Source organism: Pantoea sp. Seng, assembly GCF_009829935.1.
Lineage (GTDB): Bacteria > Pseudomonadota > Gammaproteobacteria > Enterobacterales > Enterobacteriaceae > Pantoea > Pantoea communis.
Genome location: NZ_SZZV01000011.1, coordinates 72777 through 99292, shown reverse-complemented (window position 1 = coordinate 99292; position 26516 = coordinate 72777). Strand labels below are relative to the sequence as shown.

At 55.2% G+C, this 26516-nt stretch carries 26 protein-coding genes and 1 riboswitch; of the genes, 13 read left to right on the top strand and 13 right to left on the bottom strand.

What is annotated here, in order from left to right:
• Positions 1 to 101: 101 nt before the first annotated feature.
• Positions 102 to 920 (top strand): undecaprenyl-diphosphate phosphatase, encoded by an 819-nt coding sequence (gene bacA, locus FD737_RS13250; RefSeq protein ID WP_058959467.1) that lies wholly within the window; start codon positions 102 to 104, stop codon positions 918 to 920.
• Positions 921 to 937: 17 nt separating this feature from the next.
• Here bacA and FD737_RS13245 read toward each other — a convergent pair whose 3' ends face one another.
• A complete protein-coding gene (locus tag FD737_RS13245; RefSeq protein ID WP_034828358.1) occupies positions 938 to 2170 on the bottom strand; it encodes a multifunctional CCA addition/repair protein in 1233 nt (410 codons plus the stop codon).
• A 141-nt stretch (positions 2171 to 2311) separates the two neighbouring features.
• A complete protein-coding gene (locus FD737_RS13240; protein ID WP_034828360.1) occupies positions 2312 to 2935 on the bottom strand; it encodes a TIGR04211 family SH3 domain-containing protein in 624 nt (207 codons plus the stop codon).
• A gap of 204 nt (positions 2936 to 3139) precedes the next feature.
• Between FD737_RS13240 and FD737_RS13235 the strand changes: the two genes are divergently transcribed.
• The 3 genes from FD737_RS13235 (at position 3140) to hldE (ending at position 8895) form a co-directional block, all read left to right on the top strand.
• Entirely contained in the window at positions 3140 to 4450 is a 1311-nt protein-coding gene (locus FD737_RS13235) for an inorganic triphosphatase (RefSeq protein ID WP_097118148.1), read from the top strand.
• A 31-nt stretch (positions 4451 to 4481) separates the two neighbouring features.
• Positions 4482 to 7340, top strand: a complete 2859-nt coding sequence (glnE, locus tag FD737_RS13230; protein ID WP_160833690.1) for a bifunctional [glutamate--ammonia ligase]-adenylyl-L-tyrosine phosphorylase/[glutamate--ammonia-ligase] adenylyltransferase — start codon at positions 4482 to 4484, stop codon at positions 7338 to 7340.
• Positions 7341 to 7467: 127 nt separating this feature from the next.
• Positions 7468 to 8895, top strand: a complete 1428-nt coding sequence (gene hldE / locus FD737_RS13225; RefSeq protein WP_097118146.1) for a bifunctional D-glycero-beta-D-manno-heptose-7-phosphate kinase/D-glycero-beta-D-manno-heptose 1-phosphate adenylyltransferase HldE — start codon at positions 7468 to 7470, stop codon at positions 8893 to 8895.
• A gap of 236 nt (positions 8896 to 9131) precedes the next feature.
• On the opposite strand, the gene FD737_RS13220 is transcribed toward hldE, so the two are convergent.
• On the bottom strand, positions 9132 to 9437 hold the full coding sequence (locus FD737_RS13220; protein WP_034828368.1) for an accessory factor UbiK family protein: 306 nt from the start codon (positions 9435 to 9437) through the stop codon (positions 9132 to 9134).
• A 171-nt stretch (positions 9438 to 9608) separates the two neighbouring features.
• Positions 9609 to 9758, top strand: a riboswitch (FMN riboswitch).
• Between the two features lie 111 nt (positions 9759 to 9869).
• Here FD737_RS13220 and ribB point away from each other — a divergent pair.
• Positions 9870 to 10526 carry a 3,4-dihydroxy-2-butanone-4-phosphate synthase gene (gene ribB, locus FD737_RS13215; protein ID WP_034828370.1) on the top strand — a complete coding sequence of 219 codons (657 nt, stop codon included), beginning with the start codon at positions 9870 to 9872 and terminating at the stop codon, positions 10524 to 10526.
• Positions 10527 to 10746: 220 nt separating this feature from the next.
• Positions 10747 to 11532: a 4,5-DOPA dioxygenase extradiol gene (gene ygiD, locus FD737_RS13210; RefSeq protein ID WP_097118145.1), complete on the top strand. Its 786-nt coding sequence runs from the start codon at positions 10747 to 10749 to the stop codon at positions 11530 to 11532.
• 37 nt (positions 11533 to 11569) lie between these two features.
• Here ygiD and FD737_RS13205 read toward each other — a convergent pair whose 3' ends face one another.
• From FD737_RS13205 to tolC, 3 genes are all read right to left on the bottom strand, one after another.
• Positions 11570 to 12733, bottom strand: a complete 1164-nt coding sequence (locus FD737_RS13205; RefSeq protein WP_160833689.1) for a glutathionylspermidine synthase family protein — start codon at positions 12731 to 12733, stop codon at positions 11570 to 11572.
• A gap of 8 nt (positions 12734 to 12741) precedes the next feature.
• Positions 12742 to 13431, bottom strand: coding sequence for a DUF1190 family protein (locus FD737_RS13200; RefSeq protein WP_097118143.1), 690 nt, complete (start codon positions 13429 to 13431; stop codon positions 12742 to 12744).
• Between the two features lie 141 nt (positions 13432 to 13572).
• On the bottom strand, positions 13573 to 15045 hold the full coding sequence (tolC, locus tag FD737_RS13195; protein WP_097118142.1) for an outer membrane channel protein TolC: 1473 nt from the start codon (positions 15043 to 15045) through the stop codon (positions 13573 to 13575).
• A 212-nt stretch (positions 15046 to 15257) separates the two neighbouring features.
• On the opposite strand from tolC, the gene nudF reads away from it, so the two are divergent.
• From nudF to FD737_RS13160, 6 genes are all read left to right on the top strand, one after another.
• On the top strand, positions 15258 to 15893 hold the full coding sequence (gene nudF / locus FD737_RS13185) for an ADP-ribose diphosphatase (protein WP_097118141.1): 636 nt from the start codon (positions 15258 to 15260) through the stop codon (positions 15891 to 15893).
• Complete coding sequence (locus FD737_RS13180; protein ID WP_034828381.1) at positions 15890 to 16315, top strand: DUF1249 family protein; 426 nt, start codon at positions 15890 to 15892, stop codon at positions 16313 to 16315. The genes nudF and FD737_RS13180 overlap by 4 nt, the downstream gene beginning before the upstream one ends.
• A gap of 37 nt (positions 16316 to 16352) precedes the next feature.
• Entirely contained in the window at positions 16353 to 17180 is an 828-nt protein-coding gene (cpdA, locus tag FD737_RS13175) for a 3',5'-cyclic-AMP phosphodiesterase (RefSeq protein ID WP_160833688.1), read from the top strand.
• A gap of 3 nt (positions 17181 to 17183) precedes the next feature.
• Positions 17184 to 17765: an esterase YqiA gene (gene yqiA / locus FD737_RS13170; RefSeq protein ID WP_160833687.1), complete on the top strand. Its 582-nt coding sequence runs from the start codon at positions 17184 to 17186 to the stop codon at positions 17763 to 17765.
• A 47-nt stretch (positions 17766 to 17812) separates the two neighbouring features.
• Entirely contained in the window at positions 17813 to 19708 is a 1896-nt protein-coding gene (parE, locus tag FD737_RS13165) for a DNA topoisomerase IV subunit B (RefSeq protein ID WP_160833686.1), read from the top strand.
• Positions 19709 to 19775: 67 nt separating this feature from the next.
• On the top strand, positions 19776 to 20675 hold the full coding sequence (locus tag FD737_RS13160) for a LysR substrate-binding domain-containing protein (RefSeq protein WP_160833685.1): 900 nt from the start codon (positions 19776 to 19778) through the stop codon (positions 20673 to 20675).
• 32 nt (positions 20676 to 20707) lie between these two features.
• On the opposite strand, the gene FD737_RS13155 is transcribed toward FD737_RS13160, so the two are convergent.
• Positions 20708 to 21016, bottom strand: coding sequence for a putative quinol monooxygenase (locus tag FD737_RS13155; protein WP_058961933.1), 309 nt, complete (start codon positions 21014 to 21016; stop codon positions 20708 to 20710).
• Between the two features lie 31 nt (positions 21017 to 21047).
• The gene (locus tag FD737_RS13150) at positions 21048 to 21629 is read right to left on the bottom strand and encodes an NAD(P)H-dependent oxidoreductase (protein ID WP_034828398.1); all 582 of its coding nucleotides are present in this window, start codon (positions 21627 to 21629) and stop codon (positions 21048 to 21050) included.
• Positions 21630 to 21792: 163 nt separating this feature from the next.
• On the opposite strand from FD737_RS13150, the gene FD737_RS13145 reads away from it, so the two are divergent.
• Complete coding sequence (locus FD737_RS13145; RefSeq protein ID WP_045831819.1) at positions 21793 to 22557, top strand: transporter substrate-binding domain-containing protein; 765 nt, start codon at positions 21793 to 21795, stop codon at positions 22555 to 22557.
• An 85-nt stretch (positions 22558 to 22642) separates the two neighbouring features.
• On the opposite strand, the gene FD737_RS13140 is transcribed toward FD737_RS13145, so the two are convergent.
• The 5 genes from FD737_RS13140 to FD737_RS13120 all read right to left on the bottom strand — a co-directional run bounded on the left by FD737_RS13140 (position 22643) and on the right by FD737_RS13120 (position 26508).
• Complete coding sequence (locus FD737_RS13140; RefSeq protein ID WP_034828403.1) at positions 22643 to 23506, bottom strand: ketose-bisphosphate aldolase; 864 nt, start codon at positions 23504 to 23506, stop codon at positions 22643 to 22645.
• Positions 23507 to 23734: 228 nt separating this feature from the next.
• A complete protein-coding gene (locus tag FD737_RS13135) occupies positions 23735 to 24586 on the bottom strand; it encodes a class II fructose-bisphosphate aldolase (RefSeq protein WP_160833684.1) in 852 nt (283 codons plus the stop codon).
• Positions 24587 to 24595: 9 nt separating this feature from the next.
• Entirely contained in the window at positions 24596 to 25687 is a 1092-nt protein-coding gene (locus FD737_RS13130) for a PTS fructose transporter subunit IIC (protein ID WP_034828408.1), read from the bottom strand.
• Between the two features lie 11 nt (positions 25688 to 25698).
• Positions 25699 to 26013, bottom strand: coding sequence for a PTS fructose transporter subunit IIB (locus tag FD737_RS13125; RefSeq protein WP_034828411.1), 315 nt, complete (start codon positions 26011 to 26013; stop codon positions 25699 to 25701).
• 24 nt (positions 26014 to 26037) lie between these two features.
• The gene (locus tag FD737_RS13120; protein WP_034828413.1) at positions 26038 to 26508 is read right to left on the bottom strand and encodes a PTS sugar transporter subunit IIA; all 471 of its coding nucleotides are present in this window, start codon (positions 26506 to 26508) and stop codon (positions 26038 to 26040) included.
• Between the last annotated feature and the right edge of the window lie 8 nt (positions 26509 to 26516).

Genomic DNA, 26516 nt, shown 5'->3' with positions numbered 1-26516 from the left:
TTTTCTTAAGGTTTCCTTCAGCGTGGCGCAGGCATAATTTTAGGCGGTAGCACCTTGCGGCCGCCTTTTTACTGTTTAAAACGGATAGAGGAAAAATTTTGATGGCAGATATTCACCAGCTTTGGGTTGCTGCAATCCTGGGGGTTGTGGAAGGCCTCACGGAATTCCTGCCGGTCTCTTCTACGGGCCATATGATCATCGTTGGCCATCTGTTGGGCTTCGAGGGCGATAAAGCTGAAACCTTTGAAGTCGTCATTCAGCTGGGTTCAATTTTAGCGGTAGTGGTGATGTTCTGGCGTCGCCTGTTCGGACTGATTGGTATTCACTTCGGTAAAGAGCCGCATGAAGGCACTGGAACCGGGAAACTGACCCTGATTCACATTTTGTTAGGTATGGTTCCGGCGGTGGTGATTGGCTTGCTGCTGCACGATCAAATCAAAAGCCTGTTTAATCCGATTAACGTGATGTACGCACTGGTCGTCGGCGGCGTGTTGCTGTTGGTGGCTGAGTACTTCAAACCTAAACAGCCTAAAGCGGTAGGTATCGATGATATCACTTACCGCCAGGCGTTTATGATTGGTTGCTTCCAGTGTCTGGCGCTGTGGCCGGGCTTCTCGCGCTCGGGTGCCACCATTTCTGGCGGTATGCTGATGGGCGTGAGCCGTTATGCTGCATCAGAGTTCTCATTCATCCTTGCGGTGCCGATGATGATTGGTGCCACCGGATTGGATCTCTACAAGAGCATGGGCTTCCTGACCATGCAGGATTTCCCAATGTTCGCCGTCGGCTTCGTGACCGCCTTTATCGTTGCTCTGCTGGCGATCAAAGTGTTCCTGGAACTGATTAAGCGTATCTCGTTTGTTTCGTTCGCTATCTATCGCTTTATCGTGGCGGCGGCGGTTTACGCCATCTTCATGTAAGCGCGGCGTGCGGCCGGTTATGCTGGCCGCACGTTGATCAACCCATCCTGCACTGCCATCACCCGACGACGCGTCAACTCTTCCCGCACGGCTGGTCCTTTGAAACCTGCTGCAACCACATCCTTCGTTGGTACCGCCTGAGCCAGCGCAAACGCCTGACGCAGATAATCGCCTTGTGGATAGGCCATGCTTTCCATTCCGGTGCGACCACGCGCATCGGCTTCGCTGGTCAGTGCCATCTTCTCTACGCGATCGGGCTTGCGCCATGCATCAATGCGATCGAACAGGGCAACCAGTGATTCCGCTGACTGGCGTTCAATGGTGTGGACGATATCGTGGAATTCCGTGACCACCAGTGCCAGATCGCGCACCTGATTGGGCACGCGCAGCCGCTGGCACAGCGCTTCGACAATCGGCACACCGGCTAAACCGTGGCCATGATGGCTCGGCCATTTTTCCGGCGGCGTCAGTGCTTTACCGACATCGTGGAACAGCGTGGCAAAGCGCACATCCAATTCCTCTGACAGTGCGGCAGACATCGTCAGCGTCATTAACGCGTGCACGCCGGTATCAATTTCGGGATGCCATTTGATCGGCGCCGGAATGCCGTACAGGTTATCCAGCTCCGGGAACAGCACCTGCAATGCGCCGCAGTCACGCAATACCTGAAAATAGACCTGCGGATTGCGGGTCAGCAGCGCCTTCTCGGTCTCTTTCCACACGCGTTCGGCCGTGAGGTCAGCTAATTCGCCGCTCTCCGCCATCTCACGCATTAAGGCCTGCGTTTCATCCGCGACACGGAAATTGAGGTGGGCAAAACGGGCAGCGAAACGCGCCACGCGCAGCACGCGCAGTGGATCTTCGTTAAAAGCGGATGAGACATGGCGCAGGGTGCGTTTCGCCAAATCCTGCTGTCCGCGATAAGGGTCGATTAAGCTGCCGTCGTCGGCCTGCGCAATGGCATTGATGGTGAGATCGCGGCGTTGCAAATCCTGCTCCAGCGTCACGTCTGGGGCGAATTGTGTGACAAAACCGGTGTAGCCTTTGCCATTTTTGCGTTCGGTACGCGCCAGTGCATACTCTTCACGACTGCGTGGGTGCAAAAAAACCGGAAAATCCCGGCCCACCTGCTGATAACCTTGTGCCAGCATCGCTTCAGGTGTGGCACCGACCACCACCCAATCTCTATCTTTTACCGGCAAACGCAGTAAGGCATCACGCACCGCGCCACCGACCAGAAACGTCTTCACTCAACCACTCCAGAGGCAATGTATTCTGCGCGCCGTGCACGCATGTTGCGTTATTGTTGCATACTTTGGCTAAATATCGGGCACGCCAAAAGGGGCATCTTACGATCCCCTTGAAGAAAAGAACAAATCGGCGTGGCGGTTTTAGTTCATCCAGCGATCGTTTTTCTTGCGGCGCGGCACCATGTGCGGCAGCACCAAACCAAGCAGTAAGCCAACACCTAACACGCCGCCGCCATACATAAACCACTGCATGATGATGGTGCGCTGTTTGTCATCCAACTGGACGTTCGCGGCGCTGACTTTTTTCTGCGCGACAATCAGCTCATTTTTCAGCTTTTGATTTTCCGCTTTCAGGCCGTCAATGGTGCCGTCGCTGTTCGCCACTTTACTCTGCATTTCAGAAGTACGCTGATTCCAGCTGTTGTCGATATTCGCCAGCTTAGCGGTGAGATCTTTGACCTGTTGCTCCAGCTGCGGCACGCGAGTGCGCAGGCTCGGTTCGGCACTCAACTGGGACAGTGGGATCCAGTTGGTTTTCCCTTCGGCATCACGAATCTGGCCATATTGGGAATCGTTGTTGACCTGCAACAGGGTGACTTCCTCTCCGGCATTCAGCTTGCCAATCAGGCGATATTGATCGCCCGGGCCGCTGCGTACCCAAGTAGATAATTCATCGGAGATATAACGCTTTTCGTCAGCAGCATGAACGGGGGCGATGGCGCTAAATGCCAGCAAAGAAAGGGCAGCAAGTGTGATTTTTTTCATTCGATGTCGTTTTTTCTTAATGGCGTAAAATTACCGGCACAGTCTGGAGACGCTTCTCAAAAATCTGAATGAGAACTATCCTGGTCTCAATCTGGTGCGAAAAGGGTCGTAAAAGCACAAGAAAGCGGAGACAGCGGGCTTCCGGTGCATTACTCTTCGCCAGATTAAACTCGTAAGTGCCAGCAGCGTATTGAATAAAAAATTATGACCATCGAAATCGAATTAAAGTTCATTGCCACACCACAAGCCGCCGAAAAACTCGGTGAAACCCTTGCCGCGTGGCCACATCAGCACTTCGCCGCACGCGAGCTGACCAACATCTATTTTGAGACCGATGACAATCAGCTACGTCGTTGGGATATGGGCCTGCGCATCCGCGGTGTCGATCAGCGTTATGAGATGACGCTGAAGGCCGCCGGCAAAACCGTGGGCGGTCTGCATCAGCGCCCGGAATATAACGTCGACCTCACCGAGCCAACGCTGGATATCGCCCAGCTGCCGGCTGAAATCTGGCCAGAAGGCACCGATGTGGCGGCATTACAGCAGCGCCTGCAACCGCTGTTCAGCACCCATTTCCAGCGTGAAGCCTGGCTGGTGCAGTTTGGTGAGAGCGAAATTGAAGTGGCGTTTGATCGCGGAGACGTTGCCGCAGGTGAATTGAGCGAGCCGCTGTACGAAGTGGAGCTGGAGCTGAAAAGCGGCCAGCGCGCCGACATGCTGAAGTTCGCTGAAGCCTTGATCACCGCAGGCGGCCTGCGCCTGGGCAGCTTGAGCAAAGCCGCGCGCGGTTATCAGCTGGCTCAGGGCAATCCTGCCCGTCCGCTGCGTGCATTAGCGCTACAAAAAATCGGCGCTAAAGCAACGGTAGAGCAGGGCATGATCAACGCGATGACCGCCGGTCTTAACCAGTGGCAGTACCATGAAGAAGTGTGGCTGCGTGGAAATGCCGATGCCAAAGAAGCGGTGATGGATGCGCTGGAAACCCTGCGACAGGCGTTCTCGCTATTTGGTGCGCTGGTGCCGCGCAAGGCGAGCAGCGATCTGCGTCAGAAGCTGACGCGTCTCGATGAGCTGTTAGCAGATGCAGAAATTGATGCGGAAACCGCCTGTTTTTCTACGGTCTCTGTTGATGCCCAGTTAGCACTTACTCACTGGCTGGTGGAATCACAATGGCAGAACTGGCTGGATGATAAGAGCAAAAGCAAGCTGCAAGGTTCGTTCAAACGCTTCAGCGATATCATGCTCAGCCGTATTGCTGCCGATCTGCGTGAGACCTTTGTCGACGTGCAGCTGTTTAACGAATTTCAGGACAAATCCACGCGCCTGAATCGCCAGCTTTTAGCGGTGCATCTGCTGGCAGGGGCTTATCCAGCGGAAGAGGTGAATGTCTGGCTGGCAGGCTGGCAGGAGCTGCAGCATGCGATTCGCATCCAGCAGGAGCGCGGGTTGATTCAACTGGTTAATCTGGCCATTCGGCCATCGCCGTTCTGGCTGAATAGCGGAGTGAAACGCTAAGTCGGACGCACAATCGAATCAGGGAGGGAAGATGTTGTTACCGTTACCGGCGCTGATGCAGGCGCAGTTAGCTATCGTGGCCGAGCGCCTGAATATGCCGCCTTCCGCCTTTACGGCAGAGCAGGCGGGCGCGCTGACCTTTAGTGACTTTATCGTTGATAACCTGCAGCAGCATCCGGAGTGGTGGCAACAGCTCCAGCAGCAACCGCCTCTACCAGATGAGTGGCAACACTACAGTGCCTGGCTAAATCAGGCGCTGGCGGGCGTGGAAAATGAAACTTCCCTGATGCGCGAACTGCGCCTGTTCCGCCGCCATATGTTGGTGCGCATAGCGTGGATGCAGGCGCTGCAACACGCCAGTACCGAACAGAGCCTGACGCAACTCAGCACGCTGGCGGAGATCCTCATCGCTGCCGCTCGTGATTGGGTGTGGCAGGATTGCAGCCGCGATTTTGGCACGCCGTGCAATGAAGCCGGTGAAGCGCAGCCCATGCTGATCCTTGGCATGGGCAAGCTGGGCGGCGGCGAACTCAACTTCTCTTCCGATATCGACCTGATCTTTGCCTGGCCGGAAAACGGCGTGACGCAAGGTGGCCGTCGCGAACTCGATAACGCTCAATTCTTTACCCGCATGGGCCAGCGCCTGATTAAAGTGCTGGATCAGCCTACCGTGGATGGTTTCGTCTATCGCGTGGATATGCGCCTGCGCCCGTTTGGTGACAGCGGTCCGCTGGTGCTGAGCTTTGCTGCGTTGGAAGATTATTACCAGGAGCAGGGCCGCGACTGGGAGCGTTATGCGATGGTCAAAGCGCGCCTGATGGGCGACGACCAGGGCCACTGGAGCCAGGAGTTGCAGCAGATGCTGCGTCCGTTCGTCTATCGCCGCTACATCGATTTCAGTGTGATTCAGTCGCTGCGCAACATGAAAGGCATGATTGCCCGTGAAGTGCGCCGTCGTGGCCTTAAAGACAACATCAAACTCGGCGCGGGTGGCATTCGCGAAACCGAATTTATCGTGCAGGTGTTCCAGCTCATTCGTGGTGGACGTGAGCGCTCACTTCAGCTCCGTTCCCTGCTGCCAACGCTGCAGGCCATCGGTGAACTGGCTTTGCTGAGTACGGCGCAGGTGGAACATTTGCGTGAGGCCTATCTGTTCCTGCGTCGTCTGGAAAATCTGCTGCAAAGCATCAACGATGAGCAAACGCAAACGCTGCCGGAAAACCCACTCGATCGCCAGCGTTTAGCCTGGGCGATGGGCGCGGCGGACTGGGATGCGCTGATGGTGCAGCTTGAGCAGCAGATGGCAGGCGTGCGCAGTATCTTTGATGAACTGATTGGTGATGATGCGCCAGACGTTGACGATCAACCGCAGCTGGCTGAATTTGCTGGTTTGTGGCAGGACACGCTGGAGGAGAGCGATCTCATTCCTGCTGTGCCGCAGCTGAACGAAGCGCAACGTCATGCGCTGTACGAATCGCTCAACAGTTTCCGCCAGGATGTCAGCCGTCGCACCATCGGGCCGCGTGGGCGTTTAGCGCTTGATCAACTGATGCCGCGCCTGTTGAGTGAAGTCTGTCCACGCGAAGATGCCGATGTGGTACTGGGTCGCCTGACGCCGCTACTGCTCGGTGTGTTAACCCGCAGCACTTATCTGGAGCTGCTGACGGAATACCACGGCGCACTTCGTCATCTGATCCGCCTGTGTGCCGCCTCGCCGATGGTCGCCAGCCAGCTGGCACGTTATCCGCTGTTGCTGGATGAACTGCTCGATCCCGCCACGCTGTACCAGCCGACAGCCACCGATGCGTATCGCGATGAATTGCGCCAGTATCTGCTGCGCATTCCTACCGATGATGAAGAACAGCAGCTGGAAGCGCTGCGACAGTTCAAGCAGGCGCAGCATCTGCGCATTGCCGCTGCCGATATCGCTGAAACGCTGCCGGTGATGAAAGTGAGCGATCACTTAACCTGGCTAGCGGAAGCCATTATCGAATCGGTGGTGCAGCAAGCGTGGCAAATGATGGTGCAGCGCTATGGTCGTCCTTCTCACCTCACCAGCGACAGCGAGCGCGGTTTTGCTGTGGTTGGCTATGGCAAATTGGGTGGCTGGGAGCTGGGTTACAGCTCGGATCTGGATTTAGTGTTCCTGCATGATTGTCCGGATGATGCGGAAACCGATGGCGAGCGCGTGATTGATGGCCGCCAATTCTACCTGCGGCTGGCGCAGCGCGTGATGCATCTGTTCAGCACGCGCACCTCCTCCGGCATTTTGTATGAAGTCGATGCACGCCTGCGTCCTTCTGGCGCGGCGGGCATGCTGGTGAGTACCTTTGCCGCCTTCGATGATTATCAGCGTAATGAAGCCTGGACCTGGGAACATCAGGCGCTGGTGCGTGCGCGTATTGTTTTTGGCGAGACGTCGCTCTGCGATCGCTTCAATGACATCCGTCGCGGCATTCTTTGCCTGCCGCGTGGGCGTCCTGCACTGCAAAAAGAAGTGCGTGAAATGCGCGAGAAAATGCGTGCCCACCTCAGCAACAAACACAAAGGACGCTGGGAGATCAAAACTGATGAAGGCGGCATCACCGATATTGAATTCATCGCGCAATATCTTGTCTTAGGCTACGCGGCAGAGCAGCCTGCGTTGACGCGCTGGTCAGACAATGTGCGTATTTTTGAGCTGATGGCGCGTCAGGAGATCATGGATGCAGAAGAAGCGCAGGCGCTGACTCACGCGTATGTCACGCTGCGTGATGCATTGCACCATCTCGCATTGCAGGAGCTGCCGGGGCACGTCGCACCGGAATCTTTTGCTACTGAGCGGGCTGCCGTGCATCGCAGTTGGCAACGCTGGCTGGCTGCCACCGAATCTGATAGCGCGGAAGCGTAAAATAACGCTTCGCCCTTAGTGACCCGGCCTACAGGAAGGCGCGCAGCCCACGCACCTGTGGCTCGAAGTCTCATCGGGGTATGTTATTATCCGCGCATAATTTTGACCGTAGTCTGGAGTCTTTGGAATGAAAGTAACACTGCCCGCTTTTGGCAAAGCCGCTGTGCTGGTTGTTGGCGATGTCATGTTAGATCGCTACTGGTATGGCCCAACCAGCCGTATCTCGCCTGAAGCCCCGGTACCGGTGGTGAAAGTCGATACCATCGAAGAGCGTCCAGGCGGCGCGGCCAACGTGGCAATGAACATTGCTGCACTGGGTGCTGGCTCGCGTTTGATTGGCCTGACGGGTGAAGACGATGCGGCACGTGTGCTGAGTGAGACGCTGGAAAAGGTCAAAGTCGATTGTGATTTTGTCGCGGTGAAAAGCCATCCGACCATTACCAAACTGCGCGTGCTTTCGCGTAATCAGCAGCTGATTCGCCTCGATTTTGAAGAAGGTTTCGAGCAGGTTGATCCGCAGCCTATTCACGATCGTATGCGCCAATCGCTGGCGCAAGCGGGTGCGTTAGTGCTGTCAGATTACGCCAAAGGCGCGTTGAGCAGCGTGCAAACCATGATTCAGCTGGCGCGTGAAGCCAACGTGCCGGTGTTGATCGACCCGAAAGGCACGGATTTCGAGCGCTATCGTGGCGCGACTCTGCTGACGCCTAACCTGTCTGAATTCGAAGCCGTAGTGGGTAAATGCAAAACCGTAGAAGAGATTGTCAGCCGCGGCATGCAGCTGATCGCTGATTATGATCTCTCTGCGCTGCTGGTCACCCGTTCTGAGAACGGCATGACGCTGCTGCAACCAGGCAAAGCGCCAGTGCATTTACCAACGCAAGCGCAGGAAGTGTATGACGTCACCGGCGCAGGCGATACGGTGATTGGCGTGCTGGCCGCCGTGCTGGCAGCAGGCGATAGCCTGGAAGAAGCCTGTTTCCTCGCCAATGCGGCAGCCGGCGTGGTGGTCGGTAAACTCGGTACGTCCACCGTGAGCACCGTTGAGCTGGAAAATGCGATTCACGCCCGTCCGGATAGCGGATTTGGTGTGATGACCGAAGCTGAACTAAAAGCGGCTGTGGCGCTGGCGCGTCAGCGCGGTGAAAAAGTGGTGATGACTAACGGCGTGTTCGACATCCTGCATGCGGGCCACGTTTCTTATCTGGCCAACGCTCGTAAGCTGGGCGATCGCCTGATTGTGGCGGTGAACAGCGATGCTTCTACCAAACGTCTGAAAGGTGAAACCCGTCCGGTTAACCCGCAGGAAAACCGCATGATCGTGCTCGGTGCGCTGGAAGCAGTGGATTGGGTGGTGCTGTTTGAAGAAGATACGCCACAGCGTTTGATCGCGGGTGTGTTACCGGATCTGCTGGTGAAGGGCGGCGATTATAAGCCGGAAGATATCGCGGGCAGTAAAGAGGTTTGGGCCAACGGCGGTGACGTGCGCGTGCTGAACTTTGAAGACGGTATCTCCACCACTAACATCATCAAGACGATTCGCAGCCACTCATGATGAGCATTGAGATCCCAGAAGATTCGCTGTCATCAAAAGCGAGCACTGGGGTTTTCAATGATTCGCAGCCACTCACGCGAGCACTAAGATTCCAGATGATTCGCTATCACTAACGGCGAGCGAAGAAGCAAGCGTATTCTGACTAAACAGGCGGCCCAATGGCCGCCTGTTGTTGTCTGCGAGCAATGTAAGCTCAGCGAGTGTTTTCGAGCAATATACGCCGCCGAGTCAGCGAATTACTGCGGAGTGTCGATCTTACCCGCCGGGTCCGGTGTCACCACCGCAGGTGCCGGTGCAGCAGGGCTCTCACTTTCCAGTTTCGCCAGGCGCTGTTCCAGTGCCGCCAGCTTCTCACGCGTGCGCAGCAGTACCTGCGTCTGCACATCAAACTCTTCACGATTCACCAAATCCATGCGGGTTAACTGCGCCTGCAGCACCTGACGAATTTTCTTTTCGACATCGTCGCCAAAGTCGCGAATCCCTTTTGGCATGGCTTCATGGACCTGGCGAGCCAGTTGTTCAATTTTTTTCGTGTCGATCATGATGATTTCCTGGTTGCGGTGGCTGATAACAGCACGTGTTCCGACTCAACAAAGGTTAAGTGTAATGCCTGAAACGAAAAGGTTAAACCTGAATTCCGCATCGCAGTAAATGCAAAAGCATTTGCGCTTTTGTCGATTGCCCGTCCAGATGATTGGCGTTATAGTGACCTCGCTTATTCTCAGGGCGGGGCGAAATTCCCCACCGGCGGTAAATCAGCTTCGGCTGAAAGCCCGCGAGCGCTTTCACTGGAAAGTGAAAGGTCAGCAGATCCGGTGTAATTCCGGGGCCGACGGTTAGAGTCCGGATGGGAGAGGGTAACGACATCAGCCGGGCTTAGGCCCGCGTCACGTTTTTGCCATGTGTATTATTTGCGCACTCCTAAGCACGCCCTGGTTCTGGTAACTCATATATTTTTTATAAGGTTTTTTACCATGAATCAGACGCTTCTTTCTGAATTTGGCACGCCGGAACAGCGTGTAGAACGCGCCATCGATGCGCTGCGCAACGGTCGCGGTGTGATGGTGCTCGACGATGAAAATCGTGAAAACGAAGGTGACATGATCTTTGCCGCCGAAACCATGACCGTAGAGCAAATGGCATTAACCATTCGCCACGGCAGCGGCATTGTCTGCTTGTGCATTACTGAAGAACGCCGCCAGCAGTTGGATCTGCCGATGATGGTAGAAACCAACACCAGCTCTTATGGCACCGGCTTTACCGTCACCATTGAAGCAGCGGAAGGTGTCACCACCGGTGTTTCTGCCGCTGACCGCGTCACCACCATTCGTGCCGCTGTGGCAGATGGCGCGAAGCCGAGCGATCTCAACCGTCCAGGCCATGTTTTCCCGCTGCGCGCGCGCGAAGGCGGTGTGCTGACGCGTGGTGGTCACACTGAAGCCACCATCGATTTGGTGACATTAGCAGGCTTCAAACCCGCCGGTGTGCTGTGTGAATTGACCAATGACGACGGCAGCATGGCGCATGCGCCAGAAGCGATTGTGTTTGCCAAACAGCACGATATGCCGGTCGTAACGATTGAAGATCTGGTGGCTTATCGCCGCGAGCGTGAAACGCGCCAGGCAAGTTAAGCCTCAGTTATCGTCATCAAAAGATCCGCGGTTTTTACAGGCTGCGGATTTTTTTTCGCGCGAAAGTGCACCTTTAATCCTCATCTTCACCGCCCAACCACTACGCAAATTCTTATTCAAATTCTCTGATAGAGATCATCACAGTTATCAGCGTTAATCCCGGCACGAAAGCGCGTATCGTAGCGGCTAATAAAGCGACACTTTCGTCAGAGGAACCATCATGAGCCACAACCGTATGCCCGCCCTGTTTTTAGGTCACGGCAGCCCGATGAACGTACTGGAAGACAATACCTATACCCGCGCATGGCAGCATCTGGGTGCAACATTGCCACGTCCGCGCGCCATTCTCGCGGTGTCGGCACACTGGTACACACGCGGTACGGCGGTAACGGCCATGCATAATCCTCGCACCATCCATGATTTTGGTGGCTTCCCGCAGGCGCTGTTTGATGTGCGTTATCCGGCTCCAGGCTCGCCAGAGCTGGCACAGCAAGTGATCGAACTGCTGGCACCGATTGACGTCCATGCCGACCAGGAATGGGGATTTGATCACGGCTCATGGGGCGTGCTGGCAAAAATGTATCCGCAAGCCGATATCCCGGTGGTGCAGTTAAGTATCGATGGGACGCAATCGGCGCAATGGCACTTCGAATTAGGTCGCAAACTGGCGTCGCTGCGTGACGAAGGCGTGATGATCGTCGCCAGCGGTAACGTGGTGCATAACCTGCGGATGCTGCGCTGGCAGGGTGCCGCCACAAGCTATCCGTGGGCTGAAAGCTTCAATGAATTTGTGCGTGAGAATTTGAGCTTTGCCGGTGAAGCAGCAGATCATCCGTTGGTGAATTATTTGCAGCACGAAGGTGCAGAGATGTCCAACCCAACGCCAGAACACTATCTGCCGTTGCTGTATATCCTCGGCGCGCGTGCAGCTGAGGAGTCGATCAGCATTCCGGTGGAAGGGATGGAGATGGGCGCTATCAGTATGCTTTCGGTGCAGGTCAGCTAATGCACTGGCCGCCCGTGTCTGACGGGCGGCACAGCATTTATTCGATAAAAGTATGCGGGTAGAAGCGTGACAGATCCTGAGTGATCAGCGCGCGATCTTCACGAATGCCGATACCAGCAGGTTGATCGTCAATCAGCCAGCTACCGATCAAGGTGTAGCTGTCGCCGAACTTCGGCAACGGATGGAATTGCTGGATGATCATTCCCTCTTCGCCGTACGGACCTTCAGCACGGGCGATCTCCTGGCCGTTTTCAATGATGCGAATATTGGCGCCTTCACGTGAAAACAGCGGTTTCACCACGTACTTGTCCATCTGCGGGGCATTTTTGTCGTCGGCAAAGTAGGCGGGCAGCAGATTGGGATGGTCAGGAAACATTTCCCACAGCAGCGGCAGCAGCGCTTTATTCGAGATAATGCTTTTCCACGCCGGTTCTAACCAACGCACACCGGCATCTGCCAGCTTGGTGGAGAACACTTCACGCAGCATAAATTCCCACGGATAAAGCTTAAACAGGTTGCTGATCACCTGATCATGCTGATCGGTAAACTGGCCTCTTTCACCCAACCCAATTTCATCGATATACAGGAATTCATTCGGCAGGCCGGCTTCGGTGGCGCAATCCTGCATGTACTGTACTGTGGCACGATCTTCTTCGGTGTCACGGCAGCAGGCAAAGTGCAGCCAGTTAAAACCGTGCTCCTGATGCAACGCGGCAAAGCGCTCAATCAACTTTTCCTGCAGGCTATTAAACTGGTCACTGCCTTGTGGCAGGTTGCCCGCATTGACTTGATCTTCCAGCCAGATCCACTGGAAAAAGGCGGCTTCATACAGAGAGGTCGGCGTGTCGGCGTTATTCTCCAGCAGCTTGGCATCGCCTTTACCGTCCCAGGCTAAATCCAGGCGGGAATAGAGCGACGGCTGACGCAGCTTCCACGAGTCTCGTACGAAGTCCCAGGTGTGTTTGGGAATGCAGAAGCGGGTGAGCAGTTCATCACTGTTCACCACTTTTTCCACCGCCTGCAGGCACATCTGATGCAGTTCGGCGGTGGTATCTTCTAATTGCTCAACCTGTGCCAGGGTGAACTGGTAGTAAGCGTCTTCACACCAGTAAGGTTCGCCATACATGGTATGAAACTGGAAGCCGTATTCGTTGGCTTTTTCGCGCCAGTCCGGGCGTTCGCTGATAGCAATACGTTGCATACTACGGCTTAGCCTCCCATCGAGCGGCTGCTGCCAGTGCTGCTGCGATTGGTGCTGGTGGCATTGCTGCGCTGCAGGGTGTTTTGTTTCGCAACGCTCTCACCGAAGCCACCACGCGTGATGGTGGAGGTGGTCGCTGGCTTAGGTGCCATGGCGGTTTTCGGCACGTTCATGCTGCGGCCTGAGGTCGCTGCACCATAGTTTTTGCCGGAAGCATCGACAAACTGACCGTTAGCCGGGCTATTCGGGGTTTTCGGTGAGAACAAGGGTTGCTGCGCAAAGCCCGCGCCGCCGCCCATCATGCGACCCATCATGTAACCGGCCATCAGCGGCATCCAGAAGCTACCGCTCTGCTGCGCTTCGGCATTGTTGGTGCTACCGACACCGGCCTGGGCAGGTGTTTGCTGGCACTGATTCTCACCGAACTCTGCGACGCAATCTTCGCGCGTGGCGTATTTCGGTGCGGTGCGTTCGGCTTCTTTCTTCGCATTGTTATACGCAGTGGTACATTGCGCGCTCTGGCTAGGGTTAGCTTTCGCACAATCATCCGCGTTTTGGTACAGCGATACTGTCTCATCGCTCTGTTCGCAGCCAGCCAGCATAAACACTGCGGTAACCGCGAGTGCCACTGGCGTTAAATGGCGTGCCTGCCAGCTTTTACGAAAAGCGGCATGACGAATATGTTTAGTCCGTTTCATTATTTTCATCCTGTGCCCAAAGGTGGGGCTTAGGATAGGTGATGAGTGGTGGAAAATGAAGCGAGAAGCCGGATGGCTGGGGGATCTTTACGTTGTTATACGTTTGAATGCGAAAGGGGCCGCAAGCGGCCCCTTAAGGGATTAATTACCGAAAGGATTTCCGCTGCTGTGCGCGGCAGCCGGGCGCGCTTTCGCGGCGGCTGAAGGTGCCGAAGTTTTCGGACCATTATCGACACGTGAAGCCTGCTGGCTGTTTTCCGGTGCCACCACTTCAGGTGCGGTGGTGATTTCCTTGCCCAGCGTGCTGTTCAGCTGCTGCAGGTCCTGCTCATTCAACGTACCCAGCGCATATTTGATGTTCAGCTGGTTAATCAGGTAGCTGTAACGCGCATCAGAAAGTTGCTGTTTAGAGTTGAACAGGGTTGTGGTCGCATCCAGCACATCAACGATGGTACGGGTACCCACCTGATAACCGGCTTCCATTGCATCCAATGAGCTTTGAGCAGAGACAACGGCCTGCTTGTAAGCATCAATGCTGCTGATCGACGCGTTAACGTTGTTGAACGAAGAACGCACGGTCTGGATCGCACTACGATGTGCGCCTTCCAGCTGTTCGCTGGCGGCAACAAAGTTGTACTGCGCCTGTTTCACCTGCGAGGTCACTGAACCACCGCTATACAGCGGCAGGGAGAAGCTCAGGCCAACCTGGTTGGAACCCGTGATGGAATCGGTGGTGCCTGAACTCTGGTTCGCACGGCTGCCGCCATATTTGCTGTTAGACATACCGGTTGAGGCAGTCAGATCCAGCGTTGGCATATGGCCTGTTTCCGCAGAGCGAATCTGCTCGCGCGCTAAATCCTGGCTCAGACGTGCAGATAACAGGTTGAGGTTACGGCTTTCCGCTTGTTTCAGCAGGGTCGCAACGGCATCAGGACGTGCGGTTTTGAAACGATCGATATTCAGTGAAGCCAGTGCCAGATAATCCATACCGGTGATTTGACGCAGCGATTCCACTGCATTATCAAGGTTGTTACGCGCGGTCACTTCGTTGGCCAGCACGCTGTCGTACTGGGCACGGGCGTTCTGCACGTCAGTGATCGCTACCAGGCCAACGTTGAAGCGCTGGGTGGTTTGATCCAATTCGCGGTAGATCGACTGTTTCTGCGCTTCCGTGTAAGAAAGGGTATCAATCGCCTTCAACACGTTGAAATACGCCGTTGCGGTATTCAGAATCAGATCCTGCTGTGCAACCTGATAGGTGACATCCTGAATCCCGGCGGTTTTTTCCTGCAGTGACAGCGCACGCCATTTCGACATATCGAAAATGGTTTGTGTTAATTGCAGAGAAGCGCTGGTCGTGTTGGAATGAAGACCGCTGCTGTCACGGTAACCGTTGTTATAGGTATAATCTGCACCCAGGCCTAACTGTGGAAGTAAAGGGCTACGCGCTTCGTTAATTTTCTCAAAGGCTGCATCACGGTCAGCGGCAGAAGCACGCAGATCCGGGTTGCTAAGGCGCGCCTGCTGGTAAACCTGCAACAGGTTCTCTGCCTGGCTGGCAAGGCTAAATCCGCCCAGGCTCAACCCAATAAAAAGTGGGAGCAGTTTTTTCATTTGCATTCCTTTTGTTGCAGCAAATTGCACTGGTAGTGCTGCAGGTAAGCCAAAAAATAATCGCCGATTCTACAGAGGCGGCGTCAGAGATAAGTTGGCTGAACGTGCCTTCTTCCCCTAATTTACGTAAATAATTCAGAAAGAACCACTCGGACGGAGCACAAGGGTTGGCTTTTCTTCGCTCCATCCCAATCTGCATAAGGAACCAGATAATGGCGGGTGAAAAAAAATCCCCTGTGACTTTCACAAAAAACGATGTAGAAATTATTGCACGCGATACACGCTACGATGGTTTTTTTTCCATTATTAGCTACCGTTTCCGCCATCGCCGCTTTAATGGCGAGATGAGCGGTGAGGTAGTACGCGAAGTTTTTGAGCGCGGACACGCCGCCGTGCTGCTACCCTATGATCCCTTACGCGACGAAGTGGTGCTAATCGAACAGATTCGCATCCCGGCTTATGATTCCAGCCCAACGCCCTGGCTGCTGGAAATGGTGGCCGGTATCATTGAACCCGGTGAAACGCCGGAAGATGTGGCGCGTCGCGAAGCCGTAGAAGAAGCAGGCCTCAAGGTCGGGCGTGTGAAACCGATAGTGAATTACTTAGCCAGCCCAGGCGGAACGTCTGAACGTTTGTCGGTGCTGGTGGGCGAAGTGGATGCCAGCCTGGCAGAGGGAAATCACGGGCTGGAGGAAGAGAATGAGGATATTCTTGTCCATGTGGTGAGCCGCGAACAGGCTTATCGCTGGGTGGAAGAGGGGATTATTGATAACGCGGCATCTGTCATCGCCCTGCAATGGCTGGCGTTGCACCATGAAAAACTACGACAAGAGTGGAAGCTAAAATGAAACAGCGCTATACCCCTGACTTTCCCGAAATGATGCGATTGTGCGAAACCAATTTCGCCCAACTGCGTCGCCTGCTGCCGCGTGATGACGAGGCAGGCGCGTCGGTGATCTATCAGGTGAGCGGCGCCCGTTATCAGCTGACTATTCAAGAGTCGACGCGTTATACCACGCTGGTGGAGATTCGCCAGGTGGCCCCGGCAGTAAGTTACTGGAGCCTGCCATCCATGTCCGTTCGGCTGTACCATGATGCGATGGTCGCTGAAGTGTGTTCCACTCAGCAGATCTATCGCTTCAAAGCGCGCTATGATTATCCTAATAAAAAACTGCATCAGCGCGATGAAAAACATCAGATTAACCAGTTTCTTGCAGATTGGTTGCGCTATTGTCTGGCGCACGGTGCTGTAGCAGTGCCGGTCTGCTGATAGCATACAACTATGGCGTGGAGAGAAAGGAAACGCTTTGGATAGCCTGCTTACTCTTCCTGCGGCAAATGGGGCCGATATCAGGATTTTACAAATCACGGACACCCATCTTTTTGCAGGAAAACATCAATCGCTGCTTGGGGTAAATACCTGGTCGAGTTTTGATGCGGTGCTGGACGCCATCATGGCACAACAGCGCGATTATGATTTGATTATCGCCACCGGCGATCTCGCCCAGGATCACACCGTCGAAGCTTATCAACACTTTGTAGCGGGCATTTCACGCCTGCCAAAGCCGTGTGTCTGGCTGCCGGGGAATCACGATTTTCAGCCCGCGATGGTCAATACACTTGCCGATGCCGGAATCGCTTCCGATAAACATGTGCTGTTGGGTGAGCACTGGCAGTTGGTGCTGCTGGATAGTCAGGTCTTTGGTGTGCCGCATGGCATGTTAAGCGAATACCAACTCGAGTGGCTCGACAAGGCGCTGCGCCAGCATCCTGAGCGCCATACGCTGGTGCTGCTGCACCATCATCCGCTCGCTTCCGGCTGTACCTGGCTGGATCAGCATAGCTTGCGCAATCCCCATCAATTAGAAGCGGTGCTGCAACACTTCCCGCGTGCGCGTAATCTGGTGTGTGGCCACATTCATCAGGAATTAGATCTCGACTGGCATGGTCGTCGCGTGCTGGCTTCTCCTTCGACCTGCGTGCAGTTCAAACCGCATTGCACCAACTTCACCATCGATAACGTCGCGCCAGGTTGGCGCTGGTTAACCCTGAAGGCAGATGGCGTACTGGAAACCGAAGTGAATCGTCTGCAAAGCGATCTGTTCCGTCCCGATCTCGATTCCGAGGGCTACTAAGCGATGGCGGTGCTGATCTATCTGCACGGATTCAACAGCTCTCCGCAATCGGCCAAAGCCACACAACTGCAGCAGTGGGTAGCGCAACATCATCCGCAGATTAATGTTCTGGTGCCGCAGCTGCCCACGTTCCCCGCCGAAGCCGCCAGCATGCTGGAAGAACTGGTGATGCAGTATGCCGGTGAACCGCTCGGCCTGGTGGGATCGTCGCTCGGGGGCTACTTCGCGACTTGGCTCTCGCAATGCTTTATGCTGCCTGCAGTGGTGGTCAATCCAGCGGTGCGCCCATTTGAGCTGCTGGTGGATTATCTCGGTGAGAACCGTAATCCCTACACCGGCCAGCAATATGTGTTAGAGTCACGCCACATTTACGATCTGAAAGTCATGCAGATTGACCCTCTCGAAGCGCCCGATTTACTCTGGCTGCTGCAACAGACCGGCGATGAAGTACTCGATTACCGCCAGGCGCTGGAATACTACAGCGCGTGCCGCCAAACGGTCGAAGAGGGTGGCAATCATGCTTATATCGGATTCGAACGCCATTTTGCGCAGATCATTGATTTTCTGGGATTAAATGCTCCCTGATTGCTGCGAGATGGACCCCTATTCCTATTGCTAATCAGACAGTTACGATGAGCCAATCAAGTTATAATGCCGATGCCATTGAGGTCTTAACCGGCCTTGAACCGGTGCGTCGTCGTCCGGGGATGTACACCGATACCACGCGCCCAAACCATCTGGGCCAGGAAGTGATCGATAACAGTGTCGATGAGGCGCTGGCGGGTCACGCCAAACGCGTGGAAGTGATCCTGCATGCGGATCAGTCGCTGGAAGTGATCGATGACGGTCGCGGCATGCCGGTAGATATCCATCCGGAAGAGGGTGTGCCAGCGGTTGAGCTGATTCTTTGCCGTCTGCATGCGGGCGGTAAATTCTCCAACAAAAACTACCAGTTCTCCGGCGGCTTGCACGGCGTGGGGATTTCGGTGGTCAACGCCCTGTCAAAACGCGTAGAAGTCACCGTGCGCCGCAATGGCGAGATCTACGATATTGCCTTCGAAAATGGCGATAAAGTGCAGGATCTGACGGTGACCGGCACGGTCGGCAAACGTAACACTGGCACGCGCGTGCATTTCTGGCCGGATGAGAGTTTCTTCGACAGTCCACGCTTCTCGGTGTCGCGCCTGACGCATGTGTTGAAAGCCAAAGCGGTGCTCTGTCCGGGCGTGGAGATCGTGTTCAAAGACAAGGTCAATGATACCGAGCAGACATGGCTCTATCATGGCGGCCTCTCTGATTACTTATCAGAAGCAGTCAACGGCCTCCCTACCTTGCCGGAAAAACCCTTTGTCGGCAGCTTCGCGGGTGATGTGGAAGCGGTGGATTGGGCGTTACTATGGCTGCCAGAAGGCGGCGAACTGCTGACCGAAAGCTACGTCAACCTGATTCCCACTATGCAAGGCGGGACGCACGTCAACGGTCTGCGTCAGGGCTTGCTGGATGCGATGCGTGAGTTCTGCGAGTTCCGCAATATCCTGCCACGCGGCGTAAAACTGTCTGCGGAAGATATTTGGGATCGCTGCGCCTACGTGCTGTCGGTCAAAATGCAGGATCCACAGTTCGCCGGTCAAACCAAAGAGCGTCTCTCTTCGCGTCAGTGCGCGGCATTTGTCTCGGCTATCGTGAAAGATGCTTTCAGCTTGTGGTTGAACCAGAACGTGCAAGCCGCCGAAATGCTGGCCGAACTGGCGATCTCCAGTGCTCAGCGTCGTATGCGCGCGGCCAAGAAAGTGGTGCGTAAAAAGCTCACCAGCGGACCCGCACTGCCGGGCAAACTGGCAGACTGTAGTGCACAGGATCTGAATCGCACCGAACTCTTCCTGGTGGAAGGGGACTCCGCAGGTGGATCGGCCAAGCAGGCGCGCGATCGTGATTATCAGGCGATCATGCCGCTTAAAGGTAAGATCCTGAACACCTGGGAAGTCTCATCGGACGAAGTGCTGGCCTCGCAGGAAGTTCATGATATTTCTGTGGCGATCGGTATCGATCCCGACAGTGAAGATCTGAGCCAGCTGCGTTACGGCAAGATCTGTATCCTTGCGGATGCGGACTCCGATGGCTTACACATCGCCACCTTGTTGTGTGCGCTGTTTGTGAAGCACTTCCGCTCGCTGGTGCAACATGGCCATGTTTATGTCGCCATGCCACCGCTGTATCGCATCGATCTCGGCAAAGAAGTCTTTTACGCGTTGGATGAAGACGAGAAAGAGGGCGTGCTGGAGCAGCTGAAGCGCAAGAAAGGCAAACCGAACGTACAGCGCTTCAAAGGTCTGGGTGAGATGAACCCGCTGCAGCTGCGTGAAACCACGCTCGACCCGAACACCCGTCGACTGGTGCAGCTGACAGTCAGCGATGATGATGTCGAGCAGACGCTGCGCGTGATGGACATGCTGCTGGCGAAAAAGCGTTCTGAAGATCGCCGTAACTGGCTACAGGAAAAAGGCGACCTCGCCGACCTGGAAGCTTGATAACAAGGGACGCTGTGGCGTCCCTTGTTATTTGGGCAAGCCAAACATTTTTACCGGGGAAAGGAACGTGAAAATCACACTGGAAGAGCTACGCGCTTGGGTGGCGGTGGTGGATACCGGCTCAATCACAGCGGCGGCCGAGCAGCTCGATCAAACCAGTTCTGGTATCAGCCGGGCGTTGAGTCGGCTGGAAAGCAAATTACAAACCACGCTAATGCACCGCACCACGCGGCGTCTCGCGCTTACCGAGGAAGGCTTGATCTTCCTCGATCATGCGCGCCAGATCCTTTCGTCGGTAGAACTGGCAGAAGAGCAGATCGCCCAGCGCCGAGACATTCCTTCAGGCAGATTGCGCATCAATGCCAACGCCCCCTTTATGCTGCACGTGATCGTGCCGCTGGTGGCGGAATTTCGACAGCGTTACCCGCTGATTCAGCTGGAGTTGAATACCGACGACATCATGATCGATTTGCTGGAGCAGCAGACCGATATCGCGATTCGCGTCGGGGAGTTGCGTGATTCTACGCTGCGTGCCCGCGTGCTGGGCAGCAGCGCCACGCGTTTAGTGGCGAGCCCGGCTTACCTGCAGCAGTATGGCAGCCCGGAATCAGTTGAGGCGTTAGCAGCTCATCAGCTGCTCGGCTTCAGTCAGTTGGATGCACACAATGTCTGGCCTGTTTGGCAAAGTGAGGGTGAGTTTTTGCAGATTAAGCCCACGCTGTCGGCTTCCAGTGGCGAGACGTTGCGTCAGCTGGCGTTAGCAGGACAGGGCATTGCGCGCCTGTCTGATTTTGTCAGCCGTAAAGATCGCGAGCGGGGCGATTTAGTGCAGGTGCTGGAGCAGGAAACGCGCGAATGGCGCCTGCCGATTCACGCCGTGTATTACCGTAATCAATCTCTGACCTCGCGCATTACCTGTTTTCTCGATTTTCTGCGCGAGAAGATAGAACAAGATCGCCTGCTATAAAAAAGCCCCTGCACAGGCAGAGGCTTAGACGATTAACGAACCGGCTCTAATACCAGGATCTTCACATCCACCACATCGTCTTTAATCGTGGCGCGATGCGCATCCATATGCGGCATTTGCTGATGCTGCTCAAGATGGCGCAGCGATTCCCACTGCTCCAGCATGAAAATGGAATCTGGGGAATTCTGCTTCCACGGCACCTGCGCCTGATGGTCAACCAGCGCGTCATACTGATGGCAACCCTCTTCTTCCAGCACGGTGGGGATCAATTTATTGATGGCATCCAGCACCACATGACGGCGGCCTGGCTTGACGCAAATTTCTGCAACGACGGTTAACATAGCGCTTCCTCTTTTCCCGGTGTGCTTACAGTTAAGCAAAGATCTGGCTGAGATGAGTCCGATAACGTTCGATATCGCGCGGCACGTCCGGCATCTTGATCACATCGTTACAGATAAAGGTCGGTAAACCTTCCATGCCAAGGAACTGGTTGGCTTTGTGGAAGTGCAGATAGAGACCATCCACGCCCACGCCTTCGAAGAACTGCTCAGGATCATTAAACGCTTCCAGCGGTGCGTTCCACGTCAGCGATAGCATGTATTTTTTGCCCTGAATCAGACCGCCTGAACCGTACTTTTTGCCCGCATCGCTGCGCGTACGACCATCACTGGCATACAGTGAACCGTGGCCTTCGGTGAACACGTCATCAATGTATTTTTTCACCGTCCACGGCTCGCCCATCCACCAGCCAGGCATCTGATAAATCACCACATCGCTGTCGAGATATTTCTGCACTTCTTCTGCCACGTTGTAATCGCTGTCTGCAAGGGTGACCACCACGTTATGGCCCAGATCGCGCAGCTGGCTGGCTGCCACGTCAGTGAGGGTGTGATTCAGTTCGCCTTTCGAGTGGGCAAAAGTTTTACCGCCGTCGATGATTAAAATATTGCTCATGGATGATTCGCTCCGTTTCCCGTTGATGACGCACACTGTACGCGCGCAGGCGAAGCGAAAAAATGCGTGATTGATCACAAGACTTTTGCTAATAAAGCAACAATGCGCAGGGCTATGCAACAATCCGCGCGCAAACCAACATCAACATAAAAAAGAAGAAACCATGAAAACCGCGATACTGAGTGCATTACTTCTGGTGAGTGGCGCTGCGTCGGCGCAATCCCACCTCGACGAGATTCGTAGCAGTAAAACCCTAAAAGTCTGTACCACGGGCGACTACAAGCCTTACAGCTATCTGCGCAGCGATGGGCAATATGAAGGCCTGGATATCAGCATGGCGCAGTCACTGGCGGCAAGTCTGGGTGCCAAAGTGCAGTGGGTGCCAACCACCTGGAAAACCATGAGTGACGATTTCGTGGCGAAGCAGTGTGATATCGCGCTGGGTGGCGTGTCCGTTACCTTAAAACGCCAGCAGATTGCCTGGTTTGCCGAGCCGCTGGGTGTGGATGGCAAAATCCCGCTGGTGCGCTGTGATGATAAAGACAAATACCAAACCGTCGCGCAGATCAACAAGCCGAGCGTGCGGGTGATTGAACCCGCTGGCGGCACCAATGAAGCCTTTGTGCACAGCCACTTACCGCAGTCGACGCTGCAACTGGCCGATAACGTAGGTATTTTCCAGCAGCTGGTGGATAAGAAAGCCGATGTGATGATTACGGATGCGTCCGAAGCATTGTTCCAGATGAAGCACTACCCGACGCTGTGCGCCATCAATCCGGATAAGCCGATGCAGTATGGTGAAAAAGCCTACATGATTCCGCGTGATGATATGAGCTGGAAACTGTATGTCGATCAGTGGCTGCATCTTAGCACCGCCACCGGCGAATATGCGCAGATCGCCTCGCAGTGGCTGGGTGTGATTAAGTAAACTCATGCCTGATGCATCGCGCCGCTACTGGAGCGGCGCGATTATTGCGTGGCTTAAAAGGGGCAACGTGGCCCCATTCGGGTACTCAGCGATATAAACTCGCTTTACCCAATCCACCAAACAGATTCATCTTGTAGCGAATCACTGCTTTGGCGGCGGTAATCGCTTCCGGATAAATCACATTGGGATCCCACCAGGTTTCACGCGCCAGAATTTCGCGCAGTTTAGCGAAGTAGGCGTACTTCATATCGCTGGAAATATTGATTTTGCCCACGCCGAGGGTCACCGCCTCAGCAATCTCCGCATCTGGGTTAGCAGACCCCCCGTGCAGCACCAGCGGAATATCGGTGCGTTGGGCAATATCCTTCAGAATATGCATCTGCAGTTCCGGCTTCATATCTTTTGGATAGATACCGTGCGCGGTGCCAATTGCCACTGCCAGAGTATCGACGCCGGTGCGCTGGATAAAATCTTCTGCCTGCGCCGGTTCGGTATAGATCACTTTGCTAACGCCACCTTCCACGGTGGTGCCGGTATCGCCAATGGTGCCGAGTTCACCTTCTACCGACACGCCCACCGAATGCGCCAGCTTCACCACCTCTTTGGTCAGCGCCACGTTCTCTTCGTACGGCAGCAGTGATCCATCAATCATCACTGACGTAAATCCACATTGGATGGCGCGCAGCACCTGCGCAATCGATGCACCGTGGTCGAGGTGAATGGTGAAGGGCACTTTGCTCTTCAGCGTGCGTTCCCGCACATAGCCAAAGAATTCATCGGTCACAAACTCCAGCTCACTCGGGTGAATCGAGATGATCGCCGGGGTGTTAGTGGCTTCGGCTTCCTCCACCACGGCACGGATAAAGCAGCTGTCTGCTACGTTAAATGCGCCGATGGCGTAGCGGTGTTCACGAGTCGGTGCCAACATCTCTTTCATTGAAATCAACATGTTAATATTTCCTCAACGTGAGTTTTACCAGAGCCGACGCGTGCGCCGACCCGATGATGGATAAAAAGGGAAATGCTTCTGCATCCTGTTGCTGCACGACTTATCGCGCGGTATCTTGCCGCTGCTTTAAATCACGATGAACGAAGCGGCTTTTCAGGTGCGTATAAATGCGTCAAATCACGTGCGTTCGTTTCAGCGCTATGCATTTAGGGTGAGCGCGCCCGAGCACTACGCTTTGCCAGCCGATCCCGACCAGCTCAGATACTCAATCACCACTTCACGGCAGGCGGATTCCATCAGCCCAAGCAGATCGGCCAGTTCCGCGTGCGGATGCTGTTTCAGCGCCTGCTCAACCGCGTTTTTACCGGCATCAAACACTGCGGCACCGACGTTAATCTTCGCCACACCATGCTGACTAACGCGGCGAATATCCTCGGCGGGTGTGCCCGAACCACCATGCAGTGCCAATGGGCGTGTTGAGACCGCATGCAGCTCCTGCAAGCGCTGGAAATCAATCTTCGGCTTCATGCCCGCTGGATAGAGCCCGTGCGCAGTGCCCACCGAAATCGCCAGCAAATCGATATCGGTTTGCTCAATAAACGGCAGCACGTCATCAACCTGCGTCATCTTTACGGAGGCATCGGCTAACTCGTAGGTCGGCGCATCGGCGATATGCCCCAGCTCGCCTTCGACGCAAACGCCAGCGGTGTGCGCCATCTTCACTACCGCTGCGGTCTGGCGAATATTTTCGGCCAGCGGATCGGCAGAGGCATCGATCATCAGGCCGGTAAAGCCGGCGCGAAACGCCTGACCAATCAGCGGAAAGGCCTTGCCGTGGTCCAGCGCAAGGGCAACCGGTACCGTGGCGTCTTTCGCCAGCGCCTGCACCAGCGGCACGGCCACGGCGGGTGGGAAGTGCGTGCTGTGACCCTGATAGACATTCAATATCAGCGGTGCACGCTGCTGTTCGGCGGCCTGAATCGCCGCCCGCGCGGTCTCAAGGTTGAAGCAGTTTATCGCCAGCACGGCATACTGCTGCTTAGCGGCGGCCTGAATCAGGTCATTCATCATGGCAAACATGGTGGCTCCTTATTCCAGTGTGAATTTGATCTCTTCGTCGCGGACGCCAGGGGCTTCCACGTCATCGAACTCTTCATCTGCCTGCGTCACTGGCTTCTTCATCAGCGACAGCATCACGCCACACACCACGGTGCCGATGCCCAGCGCCAGACAGAACATCAGCGGTTTGGTGAACAGCGGCACCACAAACATGCCGCCGTGCGGCACCGGTGCTTCCACGCCCCATACCATAATCAGCCCACCGGCGATGGCAGAGGCCACCACGCAGCTGCCGACCACACGCAGCAGGTCACGCGCCGCAATCGGAATCACCCCTTCGGTGATCATGCAGATACCCATCGGGAAGGCGGCTTTCAGCGCCTCTTTCTCCGCTTTGGTGTACTTATGGCGCGTCAGCAGATACGACAGCGTGATGCCAAACGGCGGAATCATTGAGCCGACAAACTTCACTGCTTCCGGGCCATAAATCCCGTCGACCAGCATGCCGTCGGCGAACAGCGACATGGTTTTGTTGATGGGGCCGCCGAAGTCAAAAGTCGCCATCGCACCCAGCACCGCACCCAGCACAAACTTCGATCCGCCCTGCATCGATTCCAGCAGATGAATCAGCGCCTTCTGCAGCCAGACAATCGGCTGGCCAATAAAGGTCATCATCAACAGACCGGCGATGATGGTGCTCAACACCGGCAGCACCATAATCGGCATCAACCCCTGCATTGACTGCGGCAGCTTAATGGTGCGGCGCAACAGCAATACCGTGTAACCCACCAGGAAGCCGCCGAGCATACCGCCGATAAAACCGGTGCCGATCTGCCCGCAGATAAAACCGACGATCAAACCGGGCGCAAAGCCGGGACGATCGGCGATGGAGTAGGCGATGGCCGCGCTGATCAGCGGCACGATCAAGCCCATGCCCCAACCGCCGATCTGATTCAACATCCAGGCGATAGTGCCGGTTTGCTTGCCGACATCCGGCCCGCCAATCACCTGGCCGAGCGCGATACAGATCCCGGCGGCGACGATCAGCGGGATCATCCAGGATATCCCGGTGAGCAGATGGCCTTTGATCTCTTGTCCGTACTGACGTTTGTTGTCGTTCATGATGGATCTCCTCAGGCACGCGCCAGTGAATCCGCCACTTTTTCGAGGAATTTCACCGGTGACTTGATCACCACTTCGGTTTTCACTCGTACGATGGGTTTGCCCTGAAAGCGTTCTTCACCGTTGATCTTCACATCAATGGCGAGGATCACCACGTCAGCGGCAGCGATGTCTTCACGCGTCAACGCGGTTTCAGTGCCGATGGTGCCCTGGGTTTCAACGTGGATGGTGTGGCCCAGTGCATGAGCGCCTTTGATCAGTTTTTCACGCGCAATATAGGTATGCGCGATGCCTGCCGTGCAGGCCGCTACACAGACGATATTCATGTGTCACCTCAAAAAGTTAGGGGATTAACAGAGATCGGTTTCGGCGTACTGGCTAAACAGCCGGATGATATTGCTGGGGTCGTTTTCCACCAGCAGTTGGGCTATCACCTCATCATCGGCCAGCGCGCTGGCCACCTGCGACAACAGGCGAATATGGGTGGTGTTCTGATCTTCCAGTCGCACCGCGAACAGGATGATGCAGCGCACCTGGCTGCCATCGAGCGTTTCCCAGGGGATATCCTGTTGGGTACGACCAATGGCTAATGTGGTGTGTTGGACGGCGGAAGACTTGCCGTGCGGAATGGCAACGTGGTTTTCGAACCCGGTTGAGCCCTCAGCTTCACGCAGCCAGACATCTTCAATAAAGGCTGCACGATCGGTGATGGCGCCGTCCTGATACAGCAGATCGGTTAGTTCGTTAATCACTTCTTCTTTGGTGGTGGCGGTGAGCGCCAGGTTAACGCGGCGTGGCGTCAGAATGCGGGAAATGTCCATGGGTTTTA

Coding starts and splice junctions, on each gene's coding strand:
- yqiA (WP_160833687.1), top strand. CDS start 17,184: ATGGCGGTGCTGATCTATCTGCACGGATTCAACAGCTCTCCGCAATCG.
- FD737_RS13235 (WP_097118148.1), top strand. CDS start 3,140: ATGACCATCGAAATCGAATTAAAGTTCATTGCCACACCACAAGCCGCC.
- FD737_RS13125 (WP_034828411.1), bottom strand. CDS start 26,013: ATGAATATCGTCTGTGTAGCGGCCTGCACGGCAGGCATCGCGCATACC.
- tolC (WP_097118142.1), bottom strand. CDS start 15,045: ATGAAAAAACTGCTCCCACTTTTTATTGGGTTGAGCCTGGGCGGATTT.
- glnE (WP_160833690.1), top strand. CDS start 4,482: ATGTTGTTACCGTTACCGGCGCTGATGCAGGCGCAGTTAGCTATCGTG.
- FD737_RS13180 (WP_034828381.1), top strand. CDS start 15,890: ATGAAACAGCGCTATACCCCTGACTTTCCCGAAATGATGCGATTGTGC.
- parE (WP_160833686.1), top strand. CDS start 17,813: ATGAGCCAATCAAGTTATAATGCCGATGCCATTGAGGTCTTAACCGGC.
- FD737_RS13205 (WP_160833689.1), bottom strand. CDS start 12,733: ATGCAACGTATTGCTATCAGCGAACGCCCGGACTGGCGCGAAAAAGCC.
- FD737_RS13240 (WP_034828360.1), bottom strand. CDS start 2,935: ATGAAAAAAATCACACTTGCTGCCCTTTCTTTGCTGGCATTTAGCGCC.
- ygiD (WP_097118145.1), top strand. CDS start 10,747: ATGAGCCACAACCGTATGCCCGCCCTGTTTTTAGGTCACGGCAGCCCG.
- FD737_RS13145 (WP_045831819.1), top strand. CDS start 21,793: ATGAAAACCGCGATACTGAGTGCATTACTTCTGGTGAGTGGCGCTGCG.
- FD737_RS13140 (WP_034828403.1), bottom strand. CDS start 23,506: ATGTTGATTTCAATGAAAGAGATGTTGGCACCGACTCGTGAACACCGC.
- nudF (WP_097118141.1), top strand. CDS start 15,258: ATGGCGGGTGAAAAAAAATCCCCTGTGACTTTCACAAAAAACGATGTA.
- FD737_RS13220 (WP_034828368.1), bottom strand. CDS start 9,437: ATGATCGACACGAAAAAAATTGAACAACTGGCTCGCCAGGTCCATGAA.
- FD737_RS13200 (WP_097118143.1), bottom strand. CDS start 13,431: ATGAAACGGACTAAACATATTCGTCATGCCGCTTTTCGTAAAAGCTGG.
- FD737_RS13120 (WP_034828413.1), bottom strand. CDS start 26,508: ATGGACATTTCCCGCATTCTGACGCCACGCCGCGTTAACCTGGCGCTC.
- FD737_RS13150 (WP_034828398.1), bottom strand. CDS start 21,629: ATGAGCAATATTTTAATCATCGACGGCGGTAAAACTTTTGCCCACTCG.
- FD737_RS13155 (WP_058961933.1), bottom strand. CDS start 21,016: ATGTTAACCGTCGTTGCAGAAATTTGCGTCAAGCCAGGCCGCCGTCAT.
- ribB (WP_034828370.1), top strand. CDS start 9,870: ATGAATCAGACGCTTCTTTCTGAATTTGGCACGCCGGAACAGCGTGTA.
- FD737_RS13130 (WP_034828408.1), bottom strand. CDS start 25,687: ATGAACGACAACAAACGTCAGTACGGACAAGAGATCAAAGGCCATCTG.
- FD737_RS13135 (WP_160833684.1), bottom strand. CDS start 24,586: ATGTTTGCCATGATGAATGACCTGATTCAGGCCGCCGCTAAGCAGCAG.
- hldE (WP_097118146.1), top strand. CDS start 7,468: ATGAAAGTAACACTGCCCGCTTTTGGCAAAGCCGCTGTGCTGGTTGTT.
- bacA (WP_058959467.1), top strand. CDS start 102: ATGGCAGATATTCACCAGCTTTGGGTTGCTGCAATCCTGGGGGTTGTG.